The organism is Saccharopolyspora pogona, from assembly GCF_014697215.1.
GTDB classification, from domain to species: Bacteria; Actinomycetota; Actinomycetes; order Mycobacteriales; family Pseudonocardiaceae; genus Saccharopolyspora; species Saccharopolyspora hattusasensis.
Genome location: NZ_CP031142.1, coordinates 5880730 through 5903111, shown reverse-complemented (window position 1 = coordinate 5903111; position 22382 = coordinate 5880730). Strand labels below are relative to the sequence as shown.

The window sequence follows — 22382 nt, the reverse complement described above, 5'->3', positions numbered from 1 at the left end:
TCGAGCCTACGACTTGGCCCCTGGTCGTTCGGTGGCCGGTGCGGCCCGGCGCCGGATGCGGGGCAGCAGCGTGCCGCCGCGCCCGGAGACGATCGTCTGCGCCAGCACCAGCGCCAGCACGGCGGAGACGACGACGAACCCGATCCAGTAGACCGGTGGCAGCAGGACCCCCAGCGCGCCGCCGAAGACCCAGCTGACCTGCAAGATCGTCTCAGACCGGCCAAACGCGGAGGCCCGCGACGCCTCTGGCATGTCGTGCTGGATCACCGCGTCCAGGCAGACCTTGGCCAGCGCGCTCGCCGTCGCACCCACCAGGCCGACCACCACCGCGAGCGGCAGCCCGGCCAGCACGGCCGCGCACACGGCGACGGCCAGCGCGCTGCCCAGGCAGGTGATGATCACCCGGTCCGGCTTGCCGAAGTGCATCTTCGAACCCAGCCCGTTGCCGAGGAAGCTGCCGACCCCGGCCGCGCCGCCGACCAGGCCCAGCAGCACCAGCTGCATGAACGGCTCGTGCTGGGTGCTCTGCTTGATCACGAACGCGGCGAACAGCGTCAGGAACCCGGTCAGCACCCGGATGCCGCCGTTGCCCCACAGCGCCACGACCACGTGCCCGCTCAGCGGGACCTTCTTGGCCTGCTCCGGGTGCGCGCCGATCGACGTCGGGACCTCGCCCTCGGTGCTCTCCACCCAGCCTGGAATCCGCAGGCACAGCCATACGCCGCCGACGGCCATCGCGGCCATGAACCACAGCGCGCCCTCGGAACCCAGCAGCCAGGCGAAGCCGGAGGCGATCGCGCCGAAGATCCCGCCCGCGGCCATGCCGAACGCGGTCAGCCGGGAGTTGGCCTTGGTCAGCGTGATCTGCGACGGCAGCACCCGCGGCGTCATCGCCGCCTTGAGCACGCCAAAGGACTTCGACAGCACCATGCAGCCCAGCGCCGCCGGGTACAGCAACCAGCTGTTGAAGTTCAGCGCCATCACGGCCGCGAGCAGCACCCGGACCGCGAACGACGCGGCGAGCGCGATGCGGCGGCCCTGCTGCAGCCGGTCCAACGCCGGGCCGATCACCGGGGCGATCACCGCGAACGGAGCGACCGTGATCAGCAGGTAGAGCGCGACCTTGTCCTTGCTCTCGCCGGTGGCGGCGGAGAAGAAAAGCGTGTTGGCCAGCGCGACCGCCATCGCGGCGTCCACCGCGTAGTTGCCCATCACGGCGTAGGTGAACTTCGCGAGCCCGGACCGGTCGGCGCCGTCGGCGTGCGCGAGCGAGAAGAACATCCGCATCGCGCGTTGCGTCAGGTCCCGGCTGCGCCACGCGGCAACACGGGTGACGGTCAGCTTCTGGGGCGGCGCGGTGCCGCGGGGCTTCTCCGGTTCGGGCTGTTCGGGGTCTTCCGCGCGGCCGGAGTGGTCTCCGGGCAGCGGAGGCAACCGCCGAGTACTGCTGCGCGGACGCTCGTAATCCGGATCCTCTTCCCACGGATACCGCCGATCGGACCGCTCGTCCCCCCGCGAACCCGCGCCGGAACCCCGCCGCTCGCCCCGGTCGGGCTCGCCCCTGCTCGACGCCTCGAACCGGTGCTCGGCGCGCTGCGCCGAGCCGTGCTCGGCCTCCCGGCCGCCTTCGGCATACCAACCGCGCTTGCGGCGCTGCCCGGCACCCCAGCCCGATCGGCCGCGCGAGGCGTCCGACCGCTGGTCATGGCGTCGCAAACCCATACCGTTCATCCTGCCTCACCCGCCTCCGGCCGATCGGGCCTCCGCCGGATTTCGGCGGTCCCACGGTTAAAGAGGAAGGAACCCGCCCGCCAGATACACCCGGACACCATCGAGCGACATCAACGCCCCAAAACCACCCCCGACCGGGTGGTCCAAAGCAACTCCGGAGCCCCGTGAGTATTTTTCGGGGTCATAGACAGCACTCAAAAACGCTCACGGCCGGTGACCCGCGGATACAGCCCCGACGCCGTGCACTGGCGCAATTTCCATTGAAATCGGGCCTTCGATTTCAATTGGAAATTGCGGCCACACCGCGGGACCCAGGCTCCTTCGCGGCAAACCATGCCAACCCGAAACGACGCATCTTTACCCAGCTCCCCGAATAGTTGCGCCCCCCAAAAAAAGCGCACGGGCATCTGAGCAGGCAGAACCTCAGGCCGGGGTCAGACGCCAGTAGCCGTAGGGGTTGAAGAAGATGTCCTCGTCGTCGTAGCGGTCGCACGCGTGCTGGTGCAGCAGCCAGCGCGGCGCGTCCTCGGCGAGCCGGAACCCCTCGCCGTCCTGGATCGCCGCCGCCCGCGTCTCGGTCAGGAGGTACCCCGCGAGGCCGTCGATCAGCTCCACCCACTCGCCGAGCCGGCTCTCGTCGAGCAGCCCCTCGGTCTCCAACTCCACGTCGGGGACCCCGAGCAGGTGCATGCCGCAGCTGTGCAGCACGTCGCCGCTGTGGATCGGCCGCTTCACCCAGGCCCGGCGGAGCGCGTCGGGCTGGGCGGCATCTTCGGCCAGCGCCAGCCACGTCTCACAACCGTGCGCGAGACCGCTGCTCTCGCTCTTGATGGCGGTTGCGTCCCAGCGCTCGAACAACTCCGCCACCACCGCCAGCATCCGCTCGGAGATGTAGGGGGCGTACTCCCGCCCGCCCTTCGCGAGCACGTAGGCGACCGAATCGTGCTCGGCGACCGCGTCCCAGTCGGCGTCGGTGAAGGTCAACCCCGCCAGGCAGGCCTCGAACGCGTCGGGCATCCGCGGATCGTGCTCCTGCATCGAGAACTCCCGGTCCAGCGAGAACTGCGGTCCGCCCACGGCGCCGACGACTCGCTCGATCGCGTCGAAGTCCATGCCGGTGCCGAGCACGCAGAGCACGTGCAGCGGCTCCACCAAGTCCTCTTGATCATCCATGCGCCGACCGTACTAATGATCACACCGGGACGAAGCGAACTCGGAAAATCGACGGCCAGTACTTCCCGGTGAGCAGGAACTCGTCGGTGCCGGGCACGGCGGCGATGCCGTTGAGCACGTCGGTGCCCGCCCGCTGCCGGGGGCTCAGCAGCCCGGACGCGTCCACCACGGCGGTCACCTGCCCGTTCGACGGGTCGATGCGCAGGATCTCGTTGCTGCCCCACACGTTCGCCCAGACCTGCCCGCCGACACACTCCAACTCGTTCAGCTCGTCGGCCGCGGACCCTCCGAGCCGCACGCCGACCCCGCCGATCGGTGCGAAGGTCACCGGGTCCCGGAAGGTCAACCGGTCGCTGCCGTCGCTCATCACCAGCCGCACCCCGTCGAAGCACAGGCCCCATCCCTCGCCGGAGTACTCCACTCGGCGCAGCTCCGCCAGCGACTCCCGATCACGCTCCAGCGCAACCCCTTCCTGCCAGGTGAGCTGCCAGATACGGTCACCGGTGACGGTGATGCCCTCACCGAAGAGGTCGGCCGGGAGCCGGGTTTCGCGGCGCACCTCGCCGGTGGCGAGGTCGGTGGCGCGCAGCAGCGACTCGCCGTGCTGGCCGGTCCCTTCGTAGAGGGTGCCGGCGACGAGTTCGAGGCCCTGAGTGAATGAGGAGCGGTCGTGCGGGAGCACGGAGATCACCTCCGCTCGAAGGTGTGGCAGGCTTCCCGAGTGCCCAACGCCCTGATCGGTTTGCTCGCGGTTGCCCTGGCCGTCGTGCTGCGCTGGTACCTGCGGTGCGCACGCCAGCAACCCCAGCCCGATGGTGAGCACCCAGCCGCACAGCACACGACGAGTCAGGAGGAGTCGCACCCCGAAAGCCTGACACGGCCGACGGCGGCGACGACCACGTACGGCACAATCGAGCATGTGACGCCTATGCCTGCTCCGATGACCAGCCCAGGCGCGGGTGCCCCGTTCGAGGACGCCGGGCCGCCTGCGCCCGTGCCGCCGAACCCGGAGCTCGCCGCCGCGGAGGACGTCGCCCGAGCTGCGGCGGAGGACGAGGCGCGGCCCGGGGACGACCCGATCGGTTCGCCGGTGCTGACCCTGGACACCGAGGTCTCCGCCCCGGTCGGGGCGCACGTCGGTGTCGAGCCGGAGGGCCCGCACGCGGTCACGCACTACTTCGAGTCGTACTACCCGGGCTACGTCGGGTGGCGCTGGGCGGTCACGGTCGCCAGCGTCGGACCAGGCGAACCGGTGACGGTCAGCGAAGTCGTGCTGCTGCCAGGTCCGTACGCGTTGACCGCGCCGGACTGGGTGCCGTGGAACCAGCGGGTGCGCCCGGGTGACCTCGGCGCGGGTGACCTGCTGCCGACCACCGCGGACGACCCGCGGCTGGCGCCTGGCTACCTGGCCAGCGACGACCCGGCGGTGGAGGAGGTCGTCCACGAGGTGGGCCTCGGCCGCAAGCGGGTGCTGAGCCTGGAGGGGCGGCTGGAGGCCGCCGACCGCTGGCACAGCGGCGACTTCGGGCCGGGCTCCGAGATCGCCCGGTCCGCCCCGGGGGCCTGCGGTACCTGCGGTTTCTTCCTGAAGCTGGCGGGTTCGATGGGCGGTGCGTTCGGCGTCTGCGCCAACGAGCTCGCGCCCGCGGACGGCCGCGTGGTCAGCGTCGAGTTCGGTTGCGGCGCGCATTCCGAGGTCGAGGTCGACGCCTCGTCGACGGTTCCGGTGGCCGAAGTCGTCTACGACGACGCCACCCTGGACTTCGAGCCGCGCGGGTGAGCGGAGCGGACCCCTTCGGTGCGGCCGAGCTCCGGCAGGCCGTGCTGCATTCCTGGGAGGCTTCGCCGACCAGGTTCCGCGAGGACGCCAACGCCGAGGAAGACCTCCGGCTCGGCGGTTACCGCGACCGGCTGCTGGTCGAGTTGGCCCAGAACGCGGCGGACGCGGCGGGCACCGGCGGTGTGCTGCGGGTCGAGTTCGTCGGCCGCGAGCTGCGGGTAGCCAACACGGGTGCGCCGCTGACCGTGGACGGCGTGGCGGGTCTCGCTTCGCTGCGCGCGTCGGCCAAGCGCGAGGGCGTGTCGGTCGGCAGGTTCGGCGTCGGGTTCTCCGCGGTGTTGGCGGTGTCCGACGAGCCGCAGATCGTGTCGACGACCGGCGGGGTGGTGTTTTCCGCGGAGCGGACCAGGGAAGCGGTGGCGGAGCTGTCGGGCCGGGCCGAGGAGTTGGCGGCGCGCGAGGGTGTGGTGCCGATCCTGCGGCTGCCGTGGGCGATCGCCGACGAGCCGCCGACGGGTTTCGATACCGAGGTGCGGCTGCCGCTGCGTCCCGAGGTGGACGCGGAGGCGCTGCTGGCGGCGTTGACCGACCAGGTCCCTGATCTGCTGATCTCGCTGCCCGGGTTGACCGAGATCCGGATCGGCGAGAAGACCTGGCGGCGCGACGACGAGGCCGATGACCGGTTCGTCGTGCGCGGCCCGGTGCGCAGCGATCGGTGGCTCGTGCACCGAGCGGCGGGCACGTTGAGCGAGATGGCGCTGGCCGGTCTGGGCGTCGAGGCCCGGCATGCCACGCAGTGGCACGTGACCTGGGCGGTTCCGCTGGACGAGTACGGCACGCCGATCCCGCTGGCCGAGGACGTGCTGCACGCCCCGACCCCGACGGAAGAGCGGCTGTCGCTGCCTGCGCGGCTGCTGGCGAGCGTGCCGGTGGAGCCGGACCGGCGCCGGGTTGCGGCGTCGGCCGCCACGGACTCGGTGCTGACGTTCGCCGCCGAGTGCTATCCCACGCTGGTCGGCAAGATTGCCGCGGAGCATCGCACGGCGCTGGTGCCGCTGCCCGGCTTCCCGCTGTCCGATGTGGATGACAAGCTGCGGCAGGGCGTGAACGACCGGCTGCGCGTCGCGGCGTGGCTGCCTGCCGCCAACGGGAAACTGTTGGCGCCGCTGGAATCCCGGGTCCTCGAATACGTCTCGCCGGAGCTCGTGGAGCTGCTGAAGGACGTGGTTCCCGGCCTGCTCACGGCGGATCTGGCCGATGCCCAACACCGCAGGTCGCTGCACGTGCTGGAGGTCCGGCGGCTCGCCGCCGCGGAGATCGTCGAAACGGTCACGGGTCTGCAGCGCCCGCCGCACTGGTGGTACAGCCTCTACGACGCGCTGACCCCGATCGAGGGCGCGGATCCTGTGGCGCGCGAGGAGTTCTCCGCGCTGCCGGTGCCGCTGGCGGACGGTCGCACGGTCACCGGTGTGCGGGATGTCCTGTTGAGCCACCGGGATGCGGACCCGGACCCGGCGGCGCTCTTGTCCACACTGGACATCTCGGGTCTGCGCATCGCGCACCCCGAAGCGACGCATCCGCTGCTGGAGAAGCTCGGCGCGCACCCGGCCGGTCCGGCGGAGCTGCTCGACGCCCCGTCGCTGGAGGAGGCGGTGCGCAGCAGCGTCTCCGACGCGCGGTCCGGCGCGGACGTGCAGCCCTTGGCGGAGGCGGTGTTGCGGCTGGTCGCGAGCGCGCAGCCGCGCGACTGGCTGGGCGCGTTGGCGCTGCCCGACGCGGACGGTGACTTCCGCCGGGCGGACGAACTCCTGCTGCCCGATGCGGCGCTGCTGGACGTCCTCGACCCCGAGTACATCGGCGAGGACGCGCCGCTGGCGGTGCTGGACGAGGACTTCGCGGCCGACCGGCCGGCGGACCTGCTGCGGTCGATCGGCGTGCTGGACGGCTTCGCGGTGCACGTCGAGGAAGACCCGGTCGAAGCCGACGACGACTTCCCCGACTCGCACCACTGGTGGGCGGAGCAGGAAGCCGCGCAGCCCGAGAACTGGCCGCCCGCCAGGTTCATGGGCATCGGCGACCTCGACCTGGTCGCCGACGACGCCTGGCCGGCGGCGCTCCGGCTGCTGGTGCGGAACCCGGACACGCTGCGGGCCCTGCGCGAACCGCACAGCTACTCGGCCTGGTGGATCGCGCGCTACGCGCTGATCGAAGGACACCCGCCCAAGCACTGGCGGCTTGCCGGGGCCGAAGAACTCGCGGGCCTGTACGACGCGGTGCCCGATGTCGGGCTCGACGACGAGCACCTGCGGATCGCGGGTGTGCGCGGCGAACTCGTCATCGAGGACGCTGACGATGCCGAAAACCTGCTGGAACGGCTCGGTGACCCGGACCGCGCGGTGCGCGCCGGAACGGCGTTGCGCGCGCACCAAGCGCTGGCGGACGCGGTTGCGGGCGGCGTCGTGGATCCGGGCGAGTTCGACCCGCCGGAGATGGTGCGTTCGGTGTCGGGTGCGGTGGTCAGCACGGGGCGAGCGGTGGTGCTCGACGAGCCGTGGATGCTCGGCGTGCTGGAAGCGCCGCTGGTGATCGCGGGCGGCAGCCCGGACCAGTTCGACGCGGAGGCGCTGGCGGAACTCCTGGACCTGCCGCTGGCGTCCGAGGAGAACACGATGCAGGTGGTGGGCCCGGGCCGCCTCCAGCGCTGGCCGGAGGTGGCGCGAGTCCCGGCGGCCTGCGAACTCCTCGGAATTACGGTCCCAACGGGCGAGGTGACCCTCCACGACGTGCTGAAGGTCCGGTCCTCGGCCGGAGAGCAGCGCGTCCACTGGTGGGTCGAGAGCACGGGAAAGGTCCACGCGGAGCGAACCCCGGACGGCCTGGCCCGAGCCCTGGCCTGGGCATCGGGAGCCTGGCACGAGAGGTTCGCCCTGACGGCCCTGCTAGCCGACCCGGAAGCGGCAACCCTCCTGCGCTGAGCGGCTCAGCAGAACCGCTCAGCCTTCACAGCGGCTAAAAACCGCCCCCAGGTCGGCTGCCCGAACACCAAGGTCCCACCGACCCGATCCTTGGTGTTCCGAACCCCGACCAGGTCAGGACTGATCCCGACCTCGACGCAGTTGCCTTCTTCACCGCTGTAGTTGGACTTTCGCCAACCGACCTCAACGCAGTCGGATTGGCTTGCGCTATAGCTCGACTTCCGCCAGACCCGGAACGTCATTGACTTACCCCTCCAGCTCGTCAGCCCGCGCTGCGATCAGCTTCGCTGACTCTGCGGGGCTCAGCGTCACCTGTTGGAGTGTATCCAGCACATTTGCGTAATCGGCGACGTCGGTGGGCTCGTCCAGGAACGCGCCCAACCTGCGTTGCTCCAGGTGGACGATAGAGCGAGCCTTCGGGAACTCAAGCAGGACGAAGGAGCCTTCAAGCCCAGGATGGGTTGCGACTTCGTCCGGGATGACCTGGATGGTTATGTTTCGGCGTTTGGTCATCTTCACGACGTGGCGCAGTTGTTCCGCCATCACGCCCTGTCCTCCGACGACTCGGCGAAGCACGCGCGCGTCGATGAAGGCATGGAACCTGACGGCGTTGGGCTTGGTGAGGATCTCCTGACGGCCGATACGAATCGCGACACGTGCGTCGATGTCAGCGGCATTGACCCCGCTACCGTGCATGACGGCGCGTGCGTAGTCGCCCGTTTGCAAGAGTCCTGGAATTAGGACCATGCCAAGGCAACTGATGCGGCACGCGTCGCGCTCGAATTCAAGCAAACCGGTGAGCTGCTTCGGCAAGCCAGGAATCCTTGTCTCCCACCAGCCAGGTTGGTCCTGCTCGCGCGTGATCTTCAGCAGACGGCCACGGTCCTCGCCTGTCACGCCGAGTATGGCGAGAATCGCGGACACGTCGGCTTCGGTGACCGCCTTCGTGCCGTTCTCGATCCGGCTCATCGTCGCCTTCGACAAGCCGAGTCGCCTCGCGACGTCTTCCTGTTTGTAGCCGCTCTGGCTTCGGAGCTGCCGCAGTTCGGCTCCCAAACCCCGCGCACGTGCACTGCCATTCATGTCGAGCAGCCTAGATCGTCCGCTCGGGGATCTTGTTCACCCGAATCGGGAATAGATCAGTTTCTGAAACTGATGATAGTTTCTGAGAACATCAAAGGAGGCTCCGATGTCCGACTACTTGACCTACGTCTGGCGCCCGGTCACGGGCGGCCGCCACGCTTTCCCCATCGCGGCAACGAAAGTTCCGCGCGAGGAGCAGGTGAAGGCGTTCTGCGGAGCAGAAGCGGGCGCGGTGGAGCTGCACGACCGGTCCGAAGTGGACTGGATCCGCGAGGACACCTGCATGCGCTGCTGGCACACCCTCACCACCCGCCTGTGATCACCCGAGGACGGCGCAATTTCGCGAGAAATTGACCGTCACCCGGGTGAACGTCAATTTCTCGCGAAATTGACACCCCTCGCCCAACCGAAGGAGAACCACCGATGTTCTGGATCCAGCTCAGCACGTTCGTCCTGTTCAACCTGCTGATCGTCGCCATGCTCGCCACCCAGCTACCCGCGAGAGCCATCGCGTTCTCAACGGGCCAGCACGCCGGAGGCGGCGACGGCGCTTACACGGTCTGGCACCTCATAGCCGACATCGAATCCGAATCCCGCGCCGCCGCCGAAGAACCCGACACCAGGCGCGAACATCCCCACATACCACCGGAATTCCCCACCACAGACCCCGACGACTCCGGCGAGCCCACCGGGCGGCACCACCTGCGTGCCTGAACAGCTCGTGAGTGTTCCTTCCGGTTCTTACCGGAACAAACACTCACGAGGCCTGACCTCTCCAGCCGGGCCGGTGCGGTACCTCCCCGACCTCGGCCGCACCGGCCCACCCCGGTGACCGGGCGCGAATGTCCCCTCCCCACGCGCCCGGTCACCGGACACTTCAGGAAGAACGCGATGACACCTTCAGAAGACGAGGCGAACGCCAGGAGCGGATGCTGGGTCGCCTTCGGCTACCAGAACCACGTGATTCCGGACGATGACTCGCGGCGTGATGGGCCAGCGCTGATCGCGGTGTGCGGTGTCATGACGGCTCCTGAGGACATCGGCGGCAGGGACCAGCGCCCCACCTGCTCCGTTTGCGCTGCAGAGGTCCGAAGTGGACGAATTGACGTCCGTCCGGTGACCTTTGACTGAAAGGCCGTTTTTCGGGCATTGATGCCCTGCATAATGCCGTCTGGCCTGATCGCAGGCCGTCTGGGGGAGTGCTCCGAGTTCCGCGAGAGCACGTTTATGCCGACAGGAGCATGCTCAAGTGATTTACCAAGGCTGGCCAGGAAACCAGGACGGGCAACCTTGCCCACAGTCGCCGCACGCAACGCAATATCCACTCGGACCTCAGCAAACGCCACCTCGGAAGTCGCGTGTTTGGATTGCGGTGGTCGCCTCCGTGCTTGTATCTGTGTTCGTAGTCGGCGTATCGGTGCTTGCGTTGCTGATCGACATAAGAAGCGGACCGAGCCTCGATCGAGACCAGGCAAGTGCGCCGCCACCAATTCCCACGGCGACGACGAACGTATGCGCTTCGGTAGACCGGATGGCCTCCAGTTGCTCCGAATGGGCACGCCCTGAACCTCGATCGTTCAAGGAGGTTCTGCAGCTGGATGGTCTCCCGCAGCAGCCGCCCGAGTCGAAATGGTCGCCGCTCTACTTGTGCTCCTACCCGCCGGACGAGCTGATGGCGCAGTTCATGGGTTCTGACTTCCGGAAGATCGTCATGAACGGTTTCATCTGCTCGTACGAAACGCCGAGTCCGGACATGCAGATCACGTTCGACGTCTACGTCGGGTCGGGGAGCTTCGACAGCTGGACCGACATCAGCCCAGAAGCGGAGGTCACAGGCTTCAACGGTCGTCGTCTGATCGTCGACCACCACGTTGAGGGGGAGTACGACGCCTTCCGCAGCTGGATCATGGAGATCCCCGACGCACCGAACAAGGTACTCGTGCTGGACTACAAGCAAATGCCCGGAATCGCCCGCACCGGGTTCATTCCAGGTGATCAAACTAAAGCAGACCGGGCGATAGCTGCGCTGGGTGAGATCTACCGCAAAGCCTCCGAATAGCGGAACTGGCCGCGCACCAGAATCGGTGCGCGGCCAGCTTGCGGCGGTTGACTTCAGCGGGTGTTGGTCACTCGCCGAAGACCGGCGGGGCGACTTTGGGGAGGCCCAGGTCTTCCCAAGCCTCGTCCGTGTCGACCCAGTACTTGTCCTCGTGCTCGAGGTCTTCTTCGCCTTCCTTGCCCTGGCCGCGGCCACCAGCACCGGCGCCCATGCCGCCCGCGCCACCACGACCGGCCGTGCCAGCAGCGCCACCGGCACCGCCAGCACCAGAGCCGAGACCTCCGAGGCCGGCGCGCCCACCGGCGCCCAGGCCCGCACCACGGCCGCCGGCGCCACCGGCACCGAGCCCACGACCAGCGCCAGCTCCAGCGCCGGAGCCGCCGCCGAGGCCGGGTCCGCCGGGCACCATCCCGAACCCGGGACCGCCGGTGTTCGGACTCGAACCGAGGCCGGGGCCGGTGTTCATGGGTAAGCCGGGACCATTGGGAACAGGCGGAGAAGACCACTGCGAATTGCTCTGCGACGGAGTCGTGCTGTAGTCGCCGGTGCCGGTGCCGGTGCCGGTGCCGGTGCCGCTGCCGCTGTGACCGCTGCCACCGGTGCCGCTGACCCAGCTGCCACCACCACCACCACCGCCCGGAGTGCCGCCACCACCGGGGATGCCGGAGCCGTTCGGTATCCTGCCGACCGCCGGGTTCGTACCAGTGCTATCCCCGCCCTGGTCGTACGCCATCTCCGGGGCCTTCGGGTAGAACGCGAGGTTCTGCGAGACGTTCGTGGTGCTCTGGCTGTAGTTGTCGTAGTGCTGCTTGGCTTCCTGAGCCTTCTCAGTAGCTTCGCGCTCCTGCTTTTGCAGGTCCGTCTCGCCACCGATCAGCCAAGCGCCGCCCTTCTCAAGCAGGTTGTCGGTCGCATCGACCTTCACCGGCTCGGGCATGCTGTTCTTGACGGTGCCGAAGTTATGGACCTGCTGATCGGCTGATCTGCTAACCGACGTCGAGACGTTCTTGGCGTCCTCGATGAACTGCGACATGGGCTGCAGCGAGGCGCCGTGCTCTTCTGCGGCTTGACCGGTCCACGCCAGGTTGGCCTTCTTGTTGGCTGCGTCGAGGATCGAGTAGACCGCGTCGAACTTGCCGCCGACGCCCTTTTCCCATGAGAGGACGGCGCCGGACAGGTCGCTCGGACCTTTACCCTCGTGGATCTGCTTGTACTTCTCCGGGTGGTTGAAGCCCACCTTCTGCATGATCTCGTCCGTGTTACCACGGTCCGATTCACGTGTGAGCAGATAGCCACCGACGATGATCGGTAAAACCATGATCACACCCCCTTGTCAGAAACTGGTCGTGGTAATGCAGACGCGATCAGGCGCCCGGTACGTTCGTCAGGGCTTCGCTGGTGATCTTCTCTGCGAAGCCGCACGGGTCATTCATCTCCGGGGTCCCCCCAGCGTTCTTGAAGTAGTTGACTTCAAGTGACTGGTCATCGGCAACCGCGAGCTCGATTCGGCACAGTGTGCTCTGCTCGTCGACTCGTGCTCCCTGGTAGCCGCCCACCTGCGTCGGTTTGAAGCTGTCGCTCGACTCGATGAAGCTTTGGATTTCTGCGAGTCCGCCGTGCTTGGTGTTGATTGCGATCGTGGCGTTGAAGGCATCGTTTCGCCACTTGCACTGAGGCTCGCCGTACTCCTCGGAGTTGCTCCCCTCCGGGGGTTTTGCCCCGGCGTCGCCGCCAAGCCGCGCGACCTGTTCCTCGGCCAACAACTTGCACGCGTCGGTGACTGCCTTGAGGTTCTTCGGATTTTCGACCTTCGGGGTAGTAGCGGTCGAAGAAGCCGATTCGGTCGTGGTCTTCGGCGGGTTGGTCGCTCCGCTTGGAGAGCATGCCGATGCTCCAAGGACGGCGAGTAGTGACACGGCGGTCAGAGTTGCGCGGCGTAGCACGTGAGTCTTCCTTAAACCTGACGGATCGAGGCGGCTTCGTCGGTGTTCTGGTATGTGCCCTTAGCGGCCTTCAGCTGGTCGATCATTGTCTGGATGCGGCCACGGGCGTCGTTGACAGCCCAGGAAAGGCAGCCTTCGTCATCGCCTGCCATGTCGCCGAGGGCGGTCGCGAGTCTCTGGCTGATTTCGTCCGTGCCAGGGCCGTTGATGTGCCGCAGCCGTTGAGCCTGTTCCAGGATTTCATCGAGCCCGTCTCGGGCCCTCTCGTACTCCGTGATCAGCCCCGGAATCTGCTCGATGTCGACCTGGAACGACGCCGCCTTCGCGGTGCCGCCTGAGTTGATCGCGGTGTGAATCGTCGCTGACCGCACAGCCTTCTGCCCCGCCGTGACGACAGCGTTACCGATCCCGTCGAAGAATGACACCTCTCACTACCCCCTTTGTCCCCTGAATCAGGTACACGTCGCGCTTAGCTTGCCAGGTCTCTGCTCATCCGTGCACGGGTGTGACGATCCTCGGCCTGGATGGGTTCCCAACTCGTTGCCGAATTGGTCCATTTGGCGGAGTGACCTTGGTCGCTACCGCGCCGCTTCGCGCCCGGGACGTTCGCCCCGGCCGATTGCGCCACCCGTCTAGCCGTGTAGCAAGACACATTTCGCCGCCCCTTGCACGGGGGTCGCGGTTCGCGGGCAGACTGGCGCGGCACTCCGCAATCTGGGGAGGACAGTCGGATGAGCTACGGCAGGCGTGAAGCGGAGGATTGGGAGTTCGAGTACGACCCGCTGTCGGAGTTCGAGGACCCCGGGGAGCTGGACGATCCGGCACCTGGTGCTGATCCACCTACCGGCGCTGAGGATGGCACGGCCGACGCTGACGGCGCCCCAGCGGTAACTGTTCATGTCACTGATTCAGGGCAAGTGACCTCCGTTGTCCTTGCCTCGGACTGGATGCGTTCGGTCGACCCCCATGAACTCCACGCGACTGTGTTGTCGGCTGCGAACATGGCGACCATGAATGTGCAGCAGGTCGAACGCGTGGCGGAAACACTTGTCGGCTCTGCGCCTGGTGCGCCGGCTGACCTTCCCGACACGTCGCCGCTGAGCAAGGAAGACGTGATGCGATTGTTGGATGCTGTCTCGGTTGATCTCCAACAGTTCACTGAGCAACTGTCCGCTCGTGTCGAGCAAACCGTGTCGGTGGAGAGCTCGGGCGGGCATGTACGGGGCTCTGCCAGGAGCGGACAGATCCTGGACGTGTGGATCGACTTGGGCTGGGCCTCATCGGTGCGGAACTCCGAGATCGAACTTGAGCTCACGAGGTCCTCAAGCGGTTGGGCGAGCAGAGCTCTCCTGGGGAGCTGGCGCACGGGCCCCGCAGCCGCGTCAGCGACGGTGACGGCTCAGATTGGCGAGTCAACCAATGAACGCCGGCGGACCACCACCACCGCAGTATCACTAGCGGCCCGTCCCCGCTCGTCACCACCTGTTCATGGTGCTGCCGCCACGACTCGCGCGAAAGATCCGGTTCACCTGCACCTTGATCGGATCGTTGTCGATGCCTTTGAGCATCATCATCGGAATCCTGATCGTCTGGAGCCGCTACCGGCTCCCCGCGGCTACGGTAGGAACGACGCTCTTCACCGTAGTCATGGGCGGCCTCGCCGCATTCTTCTATTTCTTCTCCGGCATCACCCTGACCACGGGCCGCTCCTTCGTGAAAGACGGGTACCTGAACGCGACCTTCGCCACCAACACGCGCCGAGTGCTAGTCACGCTGTGGAGCGGCACTGTCGTCACGACGGGCATCTCCGTCTTTATCTTCACCGGCACCGTCAACGCATCGAAACGCTGGCCAGCCGACATGCAGCTCGACTACAGCCCGCCGGTCGTCGCCTACCTGGTGCTGCTCGTGGTGCCATGCCTGCTCTCAACCCTCAACATGATCATCGGCTGGCGGCTGCTCCGCCCAGCACGAGAGCTCCTACGCAAATACGGCCCCGGACCCGACAACCGGCCTCCACACCCCTAACTTGACAGCCGCTAGTAGTGAGCGTGACCTTGGTCGCTACCAGGCCGCCGCCGCCTCGCGCTGGGTCCTCGTCGTCAGCTCTCCTAGCACTCGCGTGAACGTGCTCATGTCCGCCCCCGCGAACATCCGCTGCGTTCCGCTGTTGTAGACCGCCGTGCGGCCTTGCTGCAGGTCGATGATGCGGAGCGTCTGATCCCCGCGGTACTCCTTGCGGCGGTCGCCCCAGATCGTGACGCCGATCTCACCGAGGCCGAGGCGCGGTCCGTCCAGCAGCTGCGTCACCTTGCGGAAGCTCGCCACGTTCACGCCGCGGGCGCGCAGGCTCTGCTCGATCGCCTGCGGGTCCTCGTCGCCGCGGCGGCGCACCTCGTTCATCGCCGCGCGCATCTCCGCCAGGTCGACGCTCAGCGGCGGGCGGATCCGCGCCGGCGGGTGTGCCGGCAGCGCCGACACCAGGGCTGGGATCAGGTCGTTGGGGTGCACCGGCTCCAGGATGATCCGGTCGCCGTCGACGACCGTGCGTACCGCCGTCTTGTTCGCCTTGGACACCGCCGCCCGCAGCTCGCTTTCCTTCTTGGACGAGAACCGCAGGTCGTACTCGACCGTCGTGTGCGCGTAGATGCCCAGCAGTTCCATGACCCGGTCGTTCACGCCGCCCGGGTTGATCAGGCCGCGGTCGCGGACCCGTTGCTCGGCTGCGTCGAACTCGCGCGGTATGTCTTTGACGGTCGTCCCGTAGTTGCTGTACGACGCGATCACCGGGATTCGGGTGAGTCCGGCGCGTTCGACTAGGATCGCGAATTCGAGTCGGTCGACGTCGAGCTTGGGCACTGGTACTGCGCTCCCGCGTTAGGTCAGAGTTGCGCGTCGGATCTGGTGACGACTGTGCAGACTAACCGGTTGCGGGGCAGTTCGGAGCAGGAATCGTGCAGGCTCAGCCGTCGAGTCCGGACAGGCCCTTCCAAGCTCCGCGGGAGCCGCGGCGCGCCGCCGAGCGCTGCCAGCGGAACACCCCGTAGCCGATGATGCCGAGCGCGCCGCCGGCCAGGCAGGTCCAGAACTGGATTTCCCAGGAGCCGCCGGTCCAGTCGCGGATGCCGAACAGGATCGCCCCGGCGAACCACAGCGCGGTGCCGAACAGCACCACCGGGGTCGGGTCCGCCAGCCTCCGCGGGAGCGGCGGGACCGGTCGGTGGCCTGGTGCCGAGGGGGTGGGTTCGCTGTCTTTTGCCACGTCAGGCAGGCTACCCCCGGTAATGAACGCGCGCGCAGGTGCGGTGATCGGGAAGTACTGATGGTGGATCGAGACGTTTCCAAGAGGTCGCTGCTGGACAGGTATTTCAAGATCACCGACCGTGGGTCCAGCGTCGGGCGGGAAGTTCGCGGCGGCGTGGTCACCTTCGTCACGGTCGCCTACATCATCGTGCTCAACCCGCTGATCCTCGGCAGCTACTCCGCCGAGGACGCCGGCGCCAAGCGCGACGTGCTCGGCAACATCTTGCCGGTGTCGCAGGTCGCCGCGACCACGGCGCTGGTCGCGGGTGTGATGACGATCCTGTTCGGACTCGTCGCCAACTACCCGTTCGCGATCGCCGCCGGGCTCGGCATCAACACGCTGCTGGCGGTGACCATCGCGCCGCAGGTGACGTGGCCGGAGGCCATGGGCCTGGTGGTGGTGGACGGCATCATCATCCTGATCCTGGTCGCCACCGGCTTCCGGACCGCAGTGTTCAACGCGGTGCCACCCGAGCTCAAGGCCGCGATCGCGGTCGGTGTCGGTATGTTCATCACGTTCGTCGGCCTGGTCGACTCCGGGTTCGTGCGGCGGCTGCCGGACGCGGCCAACACGACGGTGCCGGTCGGGCTGGGCATCGACGGTTCGATTGCCTCGTGGCCGACCGCGGTGTTCGTCTTCGGTCTGGTGCTGACCTCGGTGCTGGTGGCGCGCAAGGTGCGGGGCTCGATCCTGATCAGCGTGGCCGTCACCACGGTGCTGGCGATCATCGTCGAGTCGGTCTTCCACGCGGGCCCGTCGGAGGGCACCAACCCCTACGGCTGGAACCTCGGCTATCCGGCGATCCCGGGGCAGGTCGTCGGGCTGCCGGACCTGTCGCTGGTCGGCGACATCTCCTTCGGCGCGTGGACCCGGCTGCCCGCGCTGGCCGCCGCGATGCTGGTGTTCACGCTGGTGCTGGCGAACTTCTTCGACGCCATGGGCACCATGACCGGCCTCGGCAAGGAAGGCGGGCTCGCCGACAAGGACGGCAATCTGCCGGGCATCGGCAAGGCGCTGGCCGTTGAGGGCGTCGGCGCGGTCGCGGGTGGCTTGGGCTCGGCGAGCTCCAACACCGTGTTCGTGGAGTCCGCGTCCGGCATCGCGGAGGGGGCGCGGACCGGGCTGGCGAACGTGATCACCGGTGTGCTGTTCCTGGCGGCGATGTTCTTCACCCCGCTCTACCAGGTCATCCCGGTGGAGGCGGCGGCTCCGGCGCTGGTGGTGGTCGGGGCGATGATGCTGACCCAGATCCGGCAGATCGACCTGTCGGACTTCAGCATCGCGCTGCCCGCGTTCCTGACGATCGTGGTGATGCCGTTCACCTACTCGATCGCCAACGGCATCGGCGCGGGCTTCATCAGCTACGTGCTGCTGCAGGTGTTCACCGGCCGCGTCCGCACCGTGCACCCGCTGATGTGGGTCGTCTCGGCGGCGTTCGTGCTCTACTTCTGCTCCGGTCCGTTCAGCGCGCTCTTCGGCATCTGAGCGACTGCTCGGCTCGGCGTTCGGCCTCGTGCGCATTTTGTGGCGCTATGCCCGGATCCACCGAGTTGGTTTTGGCGTGGGTTGTTGATCAAGGTCTTGGGGGTGTTGATCGATAATGCTGGTGGTGGGTGTGCGGAGTCCGCCGGCCTGGTGGTCCGGCTTATCCACTGTGGTCTCCGGTCGGCGCCCGTAGGCGGGTGTGGTCAGGGGCAGGCCCCGGCTGGCGGGGGGTGGGTTGCGGTGAACAGGCTGGTGAAGGCCTGTTTCCAGTGCCAGTCGGCCGGGAGGTGCAGCACGATGCGGCGGGCGGAGCGGGCGATACGGGCCGGGATCGTGATGAGGTGCCGCCGCAGGGTGGTGGTGCGGGCTTTGGCGTGGAACTGCGACGCGAGACTGCCTGCGGCACGCATCAGGTTGTGGGTCAGCGCGGCCAGGGACAGCCAGGCGCCGTTGGCGGCGAGCTGCCCGGAGGGCAGGTGGGCCGCGGCGGAGTCGTTGAGGTCGGCGAAGACTTGCTCGATCGTCCCGGCGCGGCCGCGGTGCTCGGCCTCGGCGGTGAGCAGCTCGTGCGGGGAGTCGGTGAAGATCGCGTGATAAAGCCAGACCGGGAACAACTCGCCGGTGGCATCGGTGGTGGTGATCCGGGTGCGGCGCACGATCAGCCGGGCGGTGACCGCACGGCCGGGATTCTGGGTGACGTTGGTGAACGCCTCCAGTGTCGTTTCGGCGATCTCGCCCTCATAGATCCACTGCTTGGCGCGGTCGTCGAAGACCGGCCGGTTGAAACGCACGGTCTGCCATGTGTTCTCGTCGATCCCGGCGATCGCGGCCTTCACAGTCGCGGTGTGTTTGGCGGTGACCGAGAAATACGCCCCGGCTTTGCGGATCGCGGCGATGACCGGGCCGGTGAAAAACGCCGAATCACCCCGCACCACGATCGTCCCCGTCGCACCACACGCCCGGGCCGTCTTGGTCGCCGAGGTGATCAGTGACGCCGCGCCGCGGGCGGAATTGGCGTTACCACCCCGCATCCGGGTCGCCGCCACCACCGGCGCCGTACCGGGGGTGGAGATCGTGGCCATCAGATAGTTCAGGCCCCGCACCTTCGTATACCCATACGCCGAGCCCTGCTTCCCCGCCCCGTAGACCTCTTTGATCTTCGAGTCGATATCGACGAACACCAGCTCATCGGCCCCCGGCAACAACCCGCACCGCCCGGCCAGGCGTTCCAGCACGATCCGGCCCAGCTTCTCCAGCTGCGCCACATGCCCATAGGTGAACCCACGCAGAAACGTGCCCAGCGTCGACGGCGCCCGGATCCCGTCGAACAACCGCGACATGCCACCGTGGCGGATCACACCCAGATCCTCGAACGAGTCCGCACCACAGGCCATCCCCGCCACGATCGAGGACACCTTCACACCCGGATTCGCCCCCGCCGACCCCACATCCGGCGACAATTTCACCGTCTGCTCAGCCAGATCAGCCACCCCGACCTGCTCGGCCAGCCGCAACACCGGCACCAATCCCGCACACGACACGAGATTCGGATCATCGAACCTCACCGACACCGCGCCGACACTATGCGATGCTTGCATCCAGCAGATGCCCTCTCATCCAGGAACCGATTGTCTCTCTTGCAAGAACAATCATCCCAGGCCAGAGGGCATCTGCCCCACCACGACACGACCCCCGCCTGCACAAACTTTCACCACAACACCGGTGGATCCGGGCTATGGCACCACAAAGTGCGCACGGGTCCTGACCAGGCGGAACCCGCATCCGCTGGGTTTCGGCAGCGCTCGGATGGGCCGATCGGAGTAGTGCGTCGATTGGGTTGCGATCCAGGTCCGGGGTCGCGGCATGGCTATTGTGGGCGGCCACTGATCTGCGTGATCAGTTTGTCCGATTCCCCGAAATGGTTTGGTAGACTAACGACGTGTCCGATATCGCGGAGCGAGAGCGCACCCTGGCGAGTCGTCTGCGGCTCGCGGTCGTTCGCCTGAATCGGCGGCTGCGCGCGCAGAGCGCCGACTTGAAGATCACGCTGTCCCAGCTGTCGGCGCTGTCCTGCCTGCACAAGACCGGCGCGATGACGCCGGGCGAGCTGGCAGCGAGGGAAGGCGTCCAGCCGCCGTCGATGACCAGGGTGATCGCCGCCCTGGAAGACGCCGGGCTGGTCGCCCGTCGAGCCCACCCGACCGACGGTCGGCAGGCCATCGTGGAGCTGACCGAGGCCGGTCGGGCCCGCATAGACGAAGAGGTCTCGATCCGGGAGCGCTGGCTGGACCAGCAGCTCGTGGACCTGTCCGGAGAGGAACGCCGGGTGCTGTCCCAGGCGGTCGAGATCATCGACCGACTGGCCAGCCGATGACAGAACGTCAGTGAGAGGCGGTAAGCACGAGCGTGGTTGACCGATCCGCATCGCGCGCGGGAGCAGGCCCGAGCGAGGATCCGGGCAACCTCACATCGTCGTCCACATCGGACGAACCGACCGCCTCCACCGACTCCGGCGGCGGCATGTTCCGCTCGCTGCGGGAGCGCAACTACCGCTACTACGCCTCCGGTCAGGTCGTGTCGCTGACCGGCACGTGGATGCAGCGCGCGGCGCAGGACTGGCTTGTGCTGGAGCTCTCCGGCGGCAGCCCCGCCGCGCTCGGCGTGGCGGTCGCCCTGCAGTTCATCCCGACGTTGCTGCTGACGCTGTGGGCCGGAGTCGTCGCGGATCGCATTGACAAGCGGCGCATGCTCATCGGCACCCAGAGTGCGCTCGGCGCGTGCGGGCTGGCGCTGGGGCTGCTCAACGTCACCGGCCTCGTGCAGCTCTGGCACGTCTTCGTGCTGTGCTTCGTGCTCGGGTGCTTCGCGGCGGTGGACGCGCCCGTGCGGCAGTCGTTCGTCGTCGAGATGGTCGGGCAAGCGCAGCTCACCAACGCCGTCGCGCTGAACTCGATGACCTTCAACCTGGCCCGCATCGTCGGCCCGGCCATCGCCGGGGTGCTGATCACCGCGATCGGCACCGGCTGGGTGTTCCTGGCCAACGGGTTGAGCTCGGTCGCCGTGGTCGCCGGGCTGGCGCTGATGGATCAGGCGGCGCTGCACCGGGTCAAGCCGCCGCCGAAGCAACGCGGCCAACTGCGCGCCGGGCTGCGCTATGTGCGCGGGCGTCCGGATCTGATCGTGGTGATGGTGCTGGTGTTCTGCCTCGGCACCTTCGGCATGAACTTCGAGAGCACGTTCGCGGTGATCGCGCGCAACACCTTCGAGCGGGACGCCGACGGTTACGGCCTGCTGATCACCATGCTCGCGATCGGGACGTTGACCGGGGCGGCGCTGGCGGCCCGCCGAAGTGGGCGCGGAGTGCCGCGGCTGCGGCTGATGCTGCTGGGCGCCGCGGTTTTCGGCGTGCTGGAGGCGGCGGCGTCGCTGATGCCGACCTACGAGCTGTTCGCGGTGGCGCTGATCCCGGTCGGGGTCGCCGTCATGACGTTCACCACCAGCGCGAACTCGACCGTCCAGCTGGCCGTGGAGCCGACCATGCGCGGCCGGGTCATGGGCCTGTACATGCTGCTGTTCCTGGGTGGAAAACCGCTGGGTGGGCTGGCTTCCGGGTGGATCGCCGAGGTGCTCGGGCCACGCTGGCCGATCCTGCTGGGCGGGCTGGCGTCGTTGGCCGCCGCGCTCGGCGGGGTCGCGGTGCTGGCATGGCGTCAGCGCGGTGCTGGTTCGGTGGGCGGAGGAGTTGCCCGATCGCGGAGGTTAGGCTAACCTAAATCTCGTCCGCTTCGTGGTGGGAGCGGTAGTCAGTTCGGGAACGGATCGGGCCCTGGCCTCCTTCGGGAGACCGGGGCCCGATCGTCTGCGGGGCCGGAAAGGACTTCGGGGCCCTCCCGGAGGAAGGCCCCGAAGCGTCGGCAGTGGGCTTGTCGGAGCACTCACCGCCGAGTCCTTGGGTCGTGAGCGCTTGGGCTGCTAGACCCAAAACGCTCACGACTTCTGACCGGCGAGAACCGTCGGCGCGGTGGTTCTGCCCGTCAGGCGTTGGGGAGGCGGAGGCCGTTGTAGCCGGCGCGGGCGTCGGCGAAGCGCGCGGCGACCTCGTCCCAGTTGACCACGTTCCACAGGTGCTTGACGTAGTCGGCCTTCACGTTGCGGTACTGCAGGTAGTACGCGTGCTCCCAGATGTCGAACACCAGCAGCGGGGTCGTGGCGATCGACAGGTTCGAGTGGTGGTCCCGCAACTGCTGCGTGATCAACCGCCGACCCACCGGGTCCCAGGCCAGCACGCCCCAGCCGTTGCCCTGGATCGTGGTCGACACCGCCTCCATCTGGGCGCGGAACTTGTCGAAGGAACCGAAGTCCTCATCGATGGCCGCCGCCAGCTCGCCGGTTGGCTTGTCCCCGCCGCCCGGTGAGAGGATCTTCCACCACACCAGGTGCAGCGAGTGCCCCGCCAGGTTGAACGCCAGCGTGGTCTCCAACCCCACGATGGAGGAGAAGTCGCCCTTCTCCCGCGCCTCGGCGATCTTCTCCACCGTGTCGTTGGCGCCCTTGACGTACGCCGCGTGGTGCTTGCTGTGGTGCAACTCGTTGATCTCACCGGCGATCGCCGGCTCCAACGCCGCGTAGTCGTAGTCCAACTCCGGCAACACGTACTGCGCCATTGAGCATCTCCCTTCGCTGTCAACAGTCTCTAGCTATTGCCACTTTATGGCAACTAGTCCGCATGGAGGTGTTGATCTCACCTGTCGGGCGAGTTGCGTCAACAACCCCGGTGATCTGCGAAAACCGTGCGGCGCGGGGGAATTTGCCCGGTTGACCCGGTTCGAGGGGGCGGGCAGCATCCTTG

At 67.6% G+C, this 22382-nt stretch carries 21 protein-coding genes; 9 read left to right on the top strand and 12 right to left on the bottom strand.

What is annotated here, in order from left to right; genetic code table 11:
• Positions 1 to 6: 6 nt before the first annotated feature.
• From DL519_RS27320 to DL519_RS27310, 3 genes are all read right to left on the bottom strand, one after another.
• Positions 7 to 1722 (bottom strand): MFS transporter, encoded by a 1716-nt coding sequence (locus tag DL519_RS27320; protein ID WP_190818992.1) that lies wholly within the window; start codon positions 1720 to 1722, stop codon positions 7 to 9.
• 432 nt (positions 1723 to 2154) lie between these two features.
• On the bottom strand, positions 2155 to 2904 hold the full coding sequence (locus DL519_RS27315) for a hypothetical protein (protein WP_190818990.1): 750 nt from the start codon (positions 2902 to 2904) through the stop codon (positions 2155 to 2157).
• 19 nt (positions 2905 to 2923) lie between these two features.
• Complete coding sequence (locus DL519_RS27310) at positions 2924 to 3742, bottom strand: glutaminyl-peptide cyclotransferase (protein ID WP_190824243.1); 819 nt, start codon at positions 3740 to 3742, stop codon at positions 2924 to 2926.
• On the opposite strand from DL519_RS27310, the gene DL519_RS27305 reads away from it, so the two are divergent.
• Positions 3626 to 4684, top strand: coding sequence for a DUF3027 domain-containing protein (locus tag DL519_RS27305; RefSeq protein ID WP_223839609.1), 1059 nt, complete (start codon positions 3626 to 3628; stop codon positions 4682 to 4684). The genes DL519_RS27310 and DL519_RS27305 overlap by 117 nt on opposite strands.
• Positions 4681 to 7659: a sacsin N-terminal ATP-binding-like domain-containing protein gene (locus DL519_RS27300; RefSeq protein ID WP_190818989.1), complete on the top strand. Its 2979-nt coding sequence runs from the start codon at positions 4681 to 4683 to the stop codon at positions 7657 to 7659. Before DL519_RS27305 ends, DL519_RS27300 begins: the two co-directional genes overlap by 4 nt.
• A 5-nt stretch (positions 7660 to 7664) precedes the next feature.
• Here DL519_RS27300 and DL519_RS27295 read toward each other — a convergent pair whose 3' ends face one another.
• Positions 7665 to 7901, bottom strand: coding sequence for a DUF397 domain-containing protein (locus tag DL519_RS27295; RefSeq protein WP_190818988.1), 237 nt, complete (start codon positions 7899 to 7901; stop codon positions 7665 to 7667).
• Between the two features lie 4 nt (positions 7902 to 7905).
• Positions 7906 to 8715, bottom strand: a complete 810-nt coding sequence (locus tag DL519_RS27290) for a helix-turn-helix domain-containing protein (protein WP_223839607.1) — start codon at positions 8713 to 8715, stop codon at positions 7906 to 7908.
• Between the two features lie 133 nt (positions 8716 to 8848).
• Between DL519_RS27290 and DL519_RS27285 the strand changes: the two genes are divergently transcribed.
• From DL519_RS27285 to DL519_RS27275, 3 genes are all read left to right on the top strand, one after another.
• Positions 8849 to 9061, top strand: a complete 213-nt coding sequence (locus DL519_RS27285; protein ID WP_190818985.1) for a zinc finger protein — start codon at positions 8849 to 8851, stop codon at positions 9059 to 9061.
• A 104-nt stretch (positions 9062 to 9165) separates the two neighbouring features.
• The gene (locus tag DL519_RS27280) at positions 9166 to 9456 is read left to right on the top strand and encodes a hypothetical protein (protein WP_190818983.1); all 291 of its coding nucleotides are present in this window, start codon (positions 9166 to 9168) and stop codon (positions 9454 to 9456) included.
• Between the two features lie 658 nt (positions 9457 to 10114).
• Positions 10115 to 10801 (top strand): hypothetical protein, encoded by a 687-nt coding sequence (locus DL519_RS27275; protein ID WP_190818981.1) that lies wholly within the window; start codon positions 10115 to 10117, stop codon positions 10799 to 10801.
• 67 nt (positions 10802 to 10868) lie between these two features.
• On the opposite strand, the gene DL519_RS49015 is transcribed toward DL519_RS27275, so the two are convergent.
• From DL519_RS49015 to DL519_RS27260, 3 genes are read right to left on the bottom strand one after another with little or no spacing between them, the layout of a single operon-like run.
• Positions 10869 to 12119, bottom strand: coding sequence for a hypothetical protein (locus DL519_RS49015; RefSeq protein WP_190818979.1), 1251 nt, complete (start codon positions 12117 to 12119; stop codon positions 10869 to 10871).
• 46 nt (positions 12120 to 12165) lie between these two features.
• The gene (locus DL519_RS27265) at positions 12166 to 12744 is read right to left on the bottom strand and encodes a DUF3558 domain-containing protein (RefSeq protein WP_223839603.1); all 579 of its coding nucleotides are present in this window, start codon (positions 12742 to 12744) and stop codon (positions 12166 to 12168) included.
• Between the two features lie 11 nt (positions 12745 to 12755).
• Positions 12756 to 13169 carry a hypothetical protein gene (locus tag DL519_RS27260; protein ID WP_190818976.1) on the bottom strand — a complete coding sequence of 138 codons (414 nt, stop codon included), beginning with the start codon at positions 13167 to 13169 and terminating at the stop codon, positions 12756 to 12758.
• Positions 13170 to 14232: 1063 nt separating this feature from the next.
• Here DL519_RS27260 and DL519_RS27255 point away from each other — a divergent pair.
• Positions 14233 to 14772: a hypothetical protein gene (locus DL519_RS27255; protein ID WP_190818974.1), complete on the top strand. Its 540-nt coding sequence runs from the start codon at positions 14233 to 14235 to the stop codon at positions 14770 to 14772.
• 36 nt (positions 14773 to 14808) lie between these two features.
• On the opposite strand, the gene DL519_RS27250 is transcribed toward DL519_RS27255, so the two are convergent.
• Together DL519_RS27250 and DL519_RS27245 are read right to left on the bottom strand one after the other, a co-directional pair.
• Positions 14809 to 15603: an ESX secretion-associated protein EspG gene (locus tag DL519_RS27250; RefSeq protein ID WP_190818972.1), complete on the bottom strand. Its 795-nt coding sequence runs from the start codon at positions 15601 to 15603 to the stop codon at positions 14809 to 14811.
• 103 nt (positions 15604 to 15706) lie between these two features.
• Positions 15707 to 16006 carry a DUF2530 domain-containing protein gene (locus DL519_RS27245; RefSeq protein ID WP_190818970.1) on the bottom strand — a complete coding sequence of 100 codons (300 nt, stop codon included), beginning with the start codon at positions 16004 to 16006 and terminating at the stop codon, positions 15707 to 15709.
• A gap of 60 nt (positions 16007 to 16066) precedes the next feature.
• Here DL519_RS27245 and DL519_RS27240 point away from each other — a divergent pair, with 60 nt between their 5' ends.
• Positions 16067 to 17533, top strand: coding sequence for an NCS2 family permease (locus DL519_RS27240; RefSeq protein WP_190818968.1), 1467 nt, complete (start codon positions 16067 to 16069; stop codon positions 17531 to 17533).
• Between the two features lie 203 nt (positions 17534 to 17736).
• Here the strand turns inward: DL519_RS27240 and DL519_RS27235 are convergent, their stop codons facing one another.
• Positions 17737 to 19131 carry an IS1380 family transposase gene (locus DL519_RS27235; RefSeq protein WP_190818966.1) on the bottom strand — a complete coding sequence of 465 codons (1395 nt, stop codon included), beginning with the start codon at positions 19129 to 19131 and terminating at the stop codon, positions 17737 to 17739.
• Positions 19132 to 19472: 341 nt separating this feature from the next.
• On the opposite strand from DL519_RS27235, the gene DL519_RS27230 reads away from it, so the two are divergent.
• Entirely contained in the window at positions 19473 to 19907 is a 435-nt protein-coding gene (locus DL519_RS27230) for a MarR family winged helix-turn-helix transcriptional regulator (protein ID WP_190818964.1), read from the top strand.
• 32 nt (positions 19908 to 19939) lie between these two features.
• Positions 19940 to 21301: an MFS transporter gene (locus DL519_RS27225; protein WP_190818962.1), complete on the top strand. Its 1362-nt coding sequence runs from the start codon at positions 19940 to 19942 to the stop codon at positions 21299 to 21301.
• Between the two features lie 266 nt (positions 21302 to 21567).
• On the opposite strand, the gene DL519_RS27220 is transcribed toward DL519_RS27225, so the two are convergent.
• A complete protein-coding gene (locus DL519_RS27220; RefSeq protein WP_190818960.1) occupies positions 21568 to 22197 on the bottom strand; it encodes a superoxide dismutase in 630 nt (209 codons plus the stop codon).
• Positions 22198 to 22382: the final 185 nt, after the last annotated feature.

Excerpts from the sequence above, each read along its gene's own strand:
- DL519_RS27320 (WP_190818992.1), bottom strand. The coding sequence starts at position 1,722 with ATGGGTTTGCGACGCCATGACCAGCGGTCGGACGCCTCGCGCGGCCGA.
- DL519_RS27315 (WP_190818990.1), bottom strand. The coding sequence starts at position 2,904 with ATGGATGATCAAGAGGACTTGGTGGAGCCGCTGCACGTGCTCTGCGTG.
- DL519_RS27295 (WP_190818988.1), bottom strand. The coding sequence starts at position 7,901 with ATGACGTTCCGGGTCTGGCGGAAGTCGAGCTATAGCGCAAGCCAATCC.
- DL519_RS27285 (WP_190818985.1), top strand. The coding sequence starts at position 8,849 with ATGTCCGACTACTTGACCTACGTCTGGCGCCCGGTCACGGGCGGCCGC.
- DL519_RS27280 (WP_190818983.1), top strand. The coding sequence starts at position 9,166 with ATGTTCTGGATCCAGCTCAGCACGTTCGTCCTGTTCAACCTGCTGATC.
- DL519_RS49015 (WP_190818979.1), bottom strand. The coding sequence starts at position 12,119 with ATGGTTTTACCGATCATCGTCGGTGGCTATCTGCTCACACGTGAATCG.
- DL519_RS27255 (WP_190818974.1), top strand. The coding sequence starts at position 14,233 with ATGGTGCTGCCGCCACGACTCGCGCGAAAGATCCGGTTCACCTGCACC.
- DL519_RS27240 (WP_190818968.1), top strand. The coding sequence starts at position 16,067 with ATGGTGGATCGAGACGTTTCCAAGAGGTCGCTGCTGGACAGGTATTTC.
- DL519_RS27235 (WP_190818966.1), bottom strand. The coding sequence starts at position 19,131 with ATGCAAGCATCGCATAGTGTCGGCGCGGTGTCGGTGAGGTTCGATGAT.
- DL519_RS27220 (WP_190818960.1), bottom strand. The coding sequence starts at position 22,197 with ATGGCGCAGTACGTGTTGCCGGAGTTGGACTACGACTACGCGGCGTTG.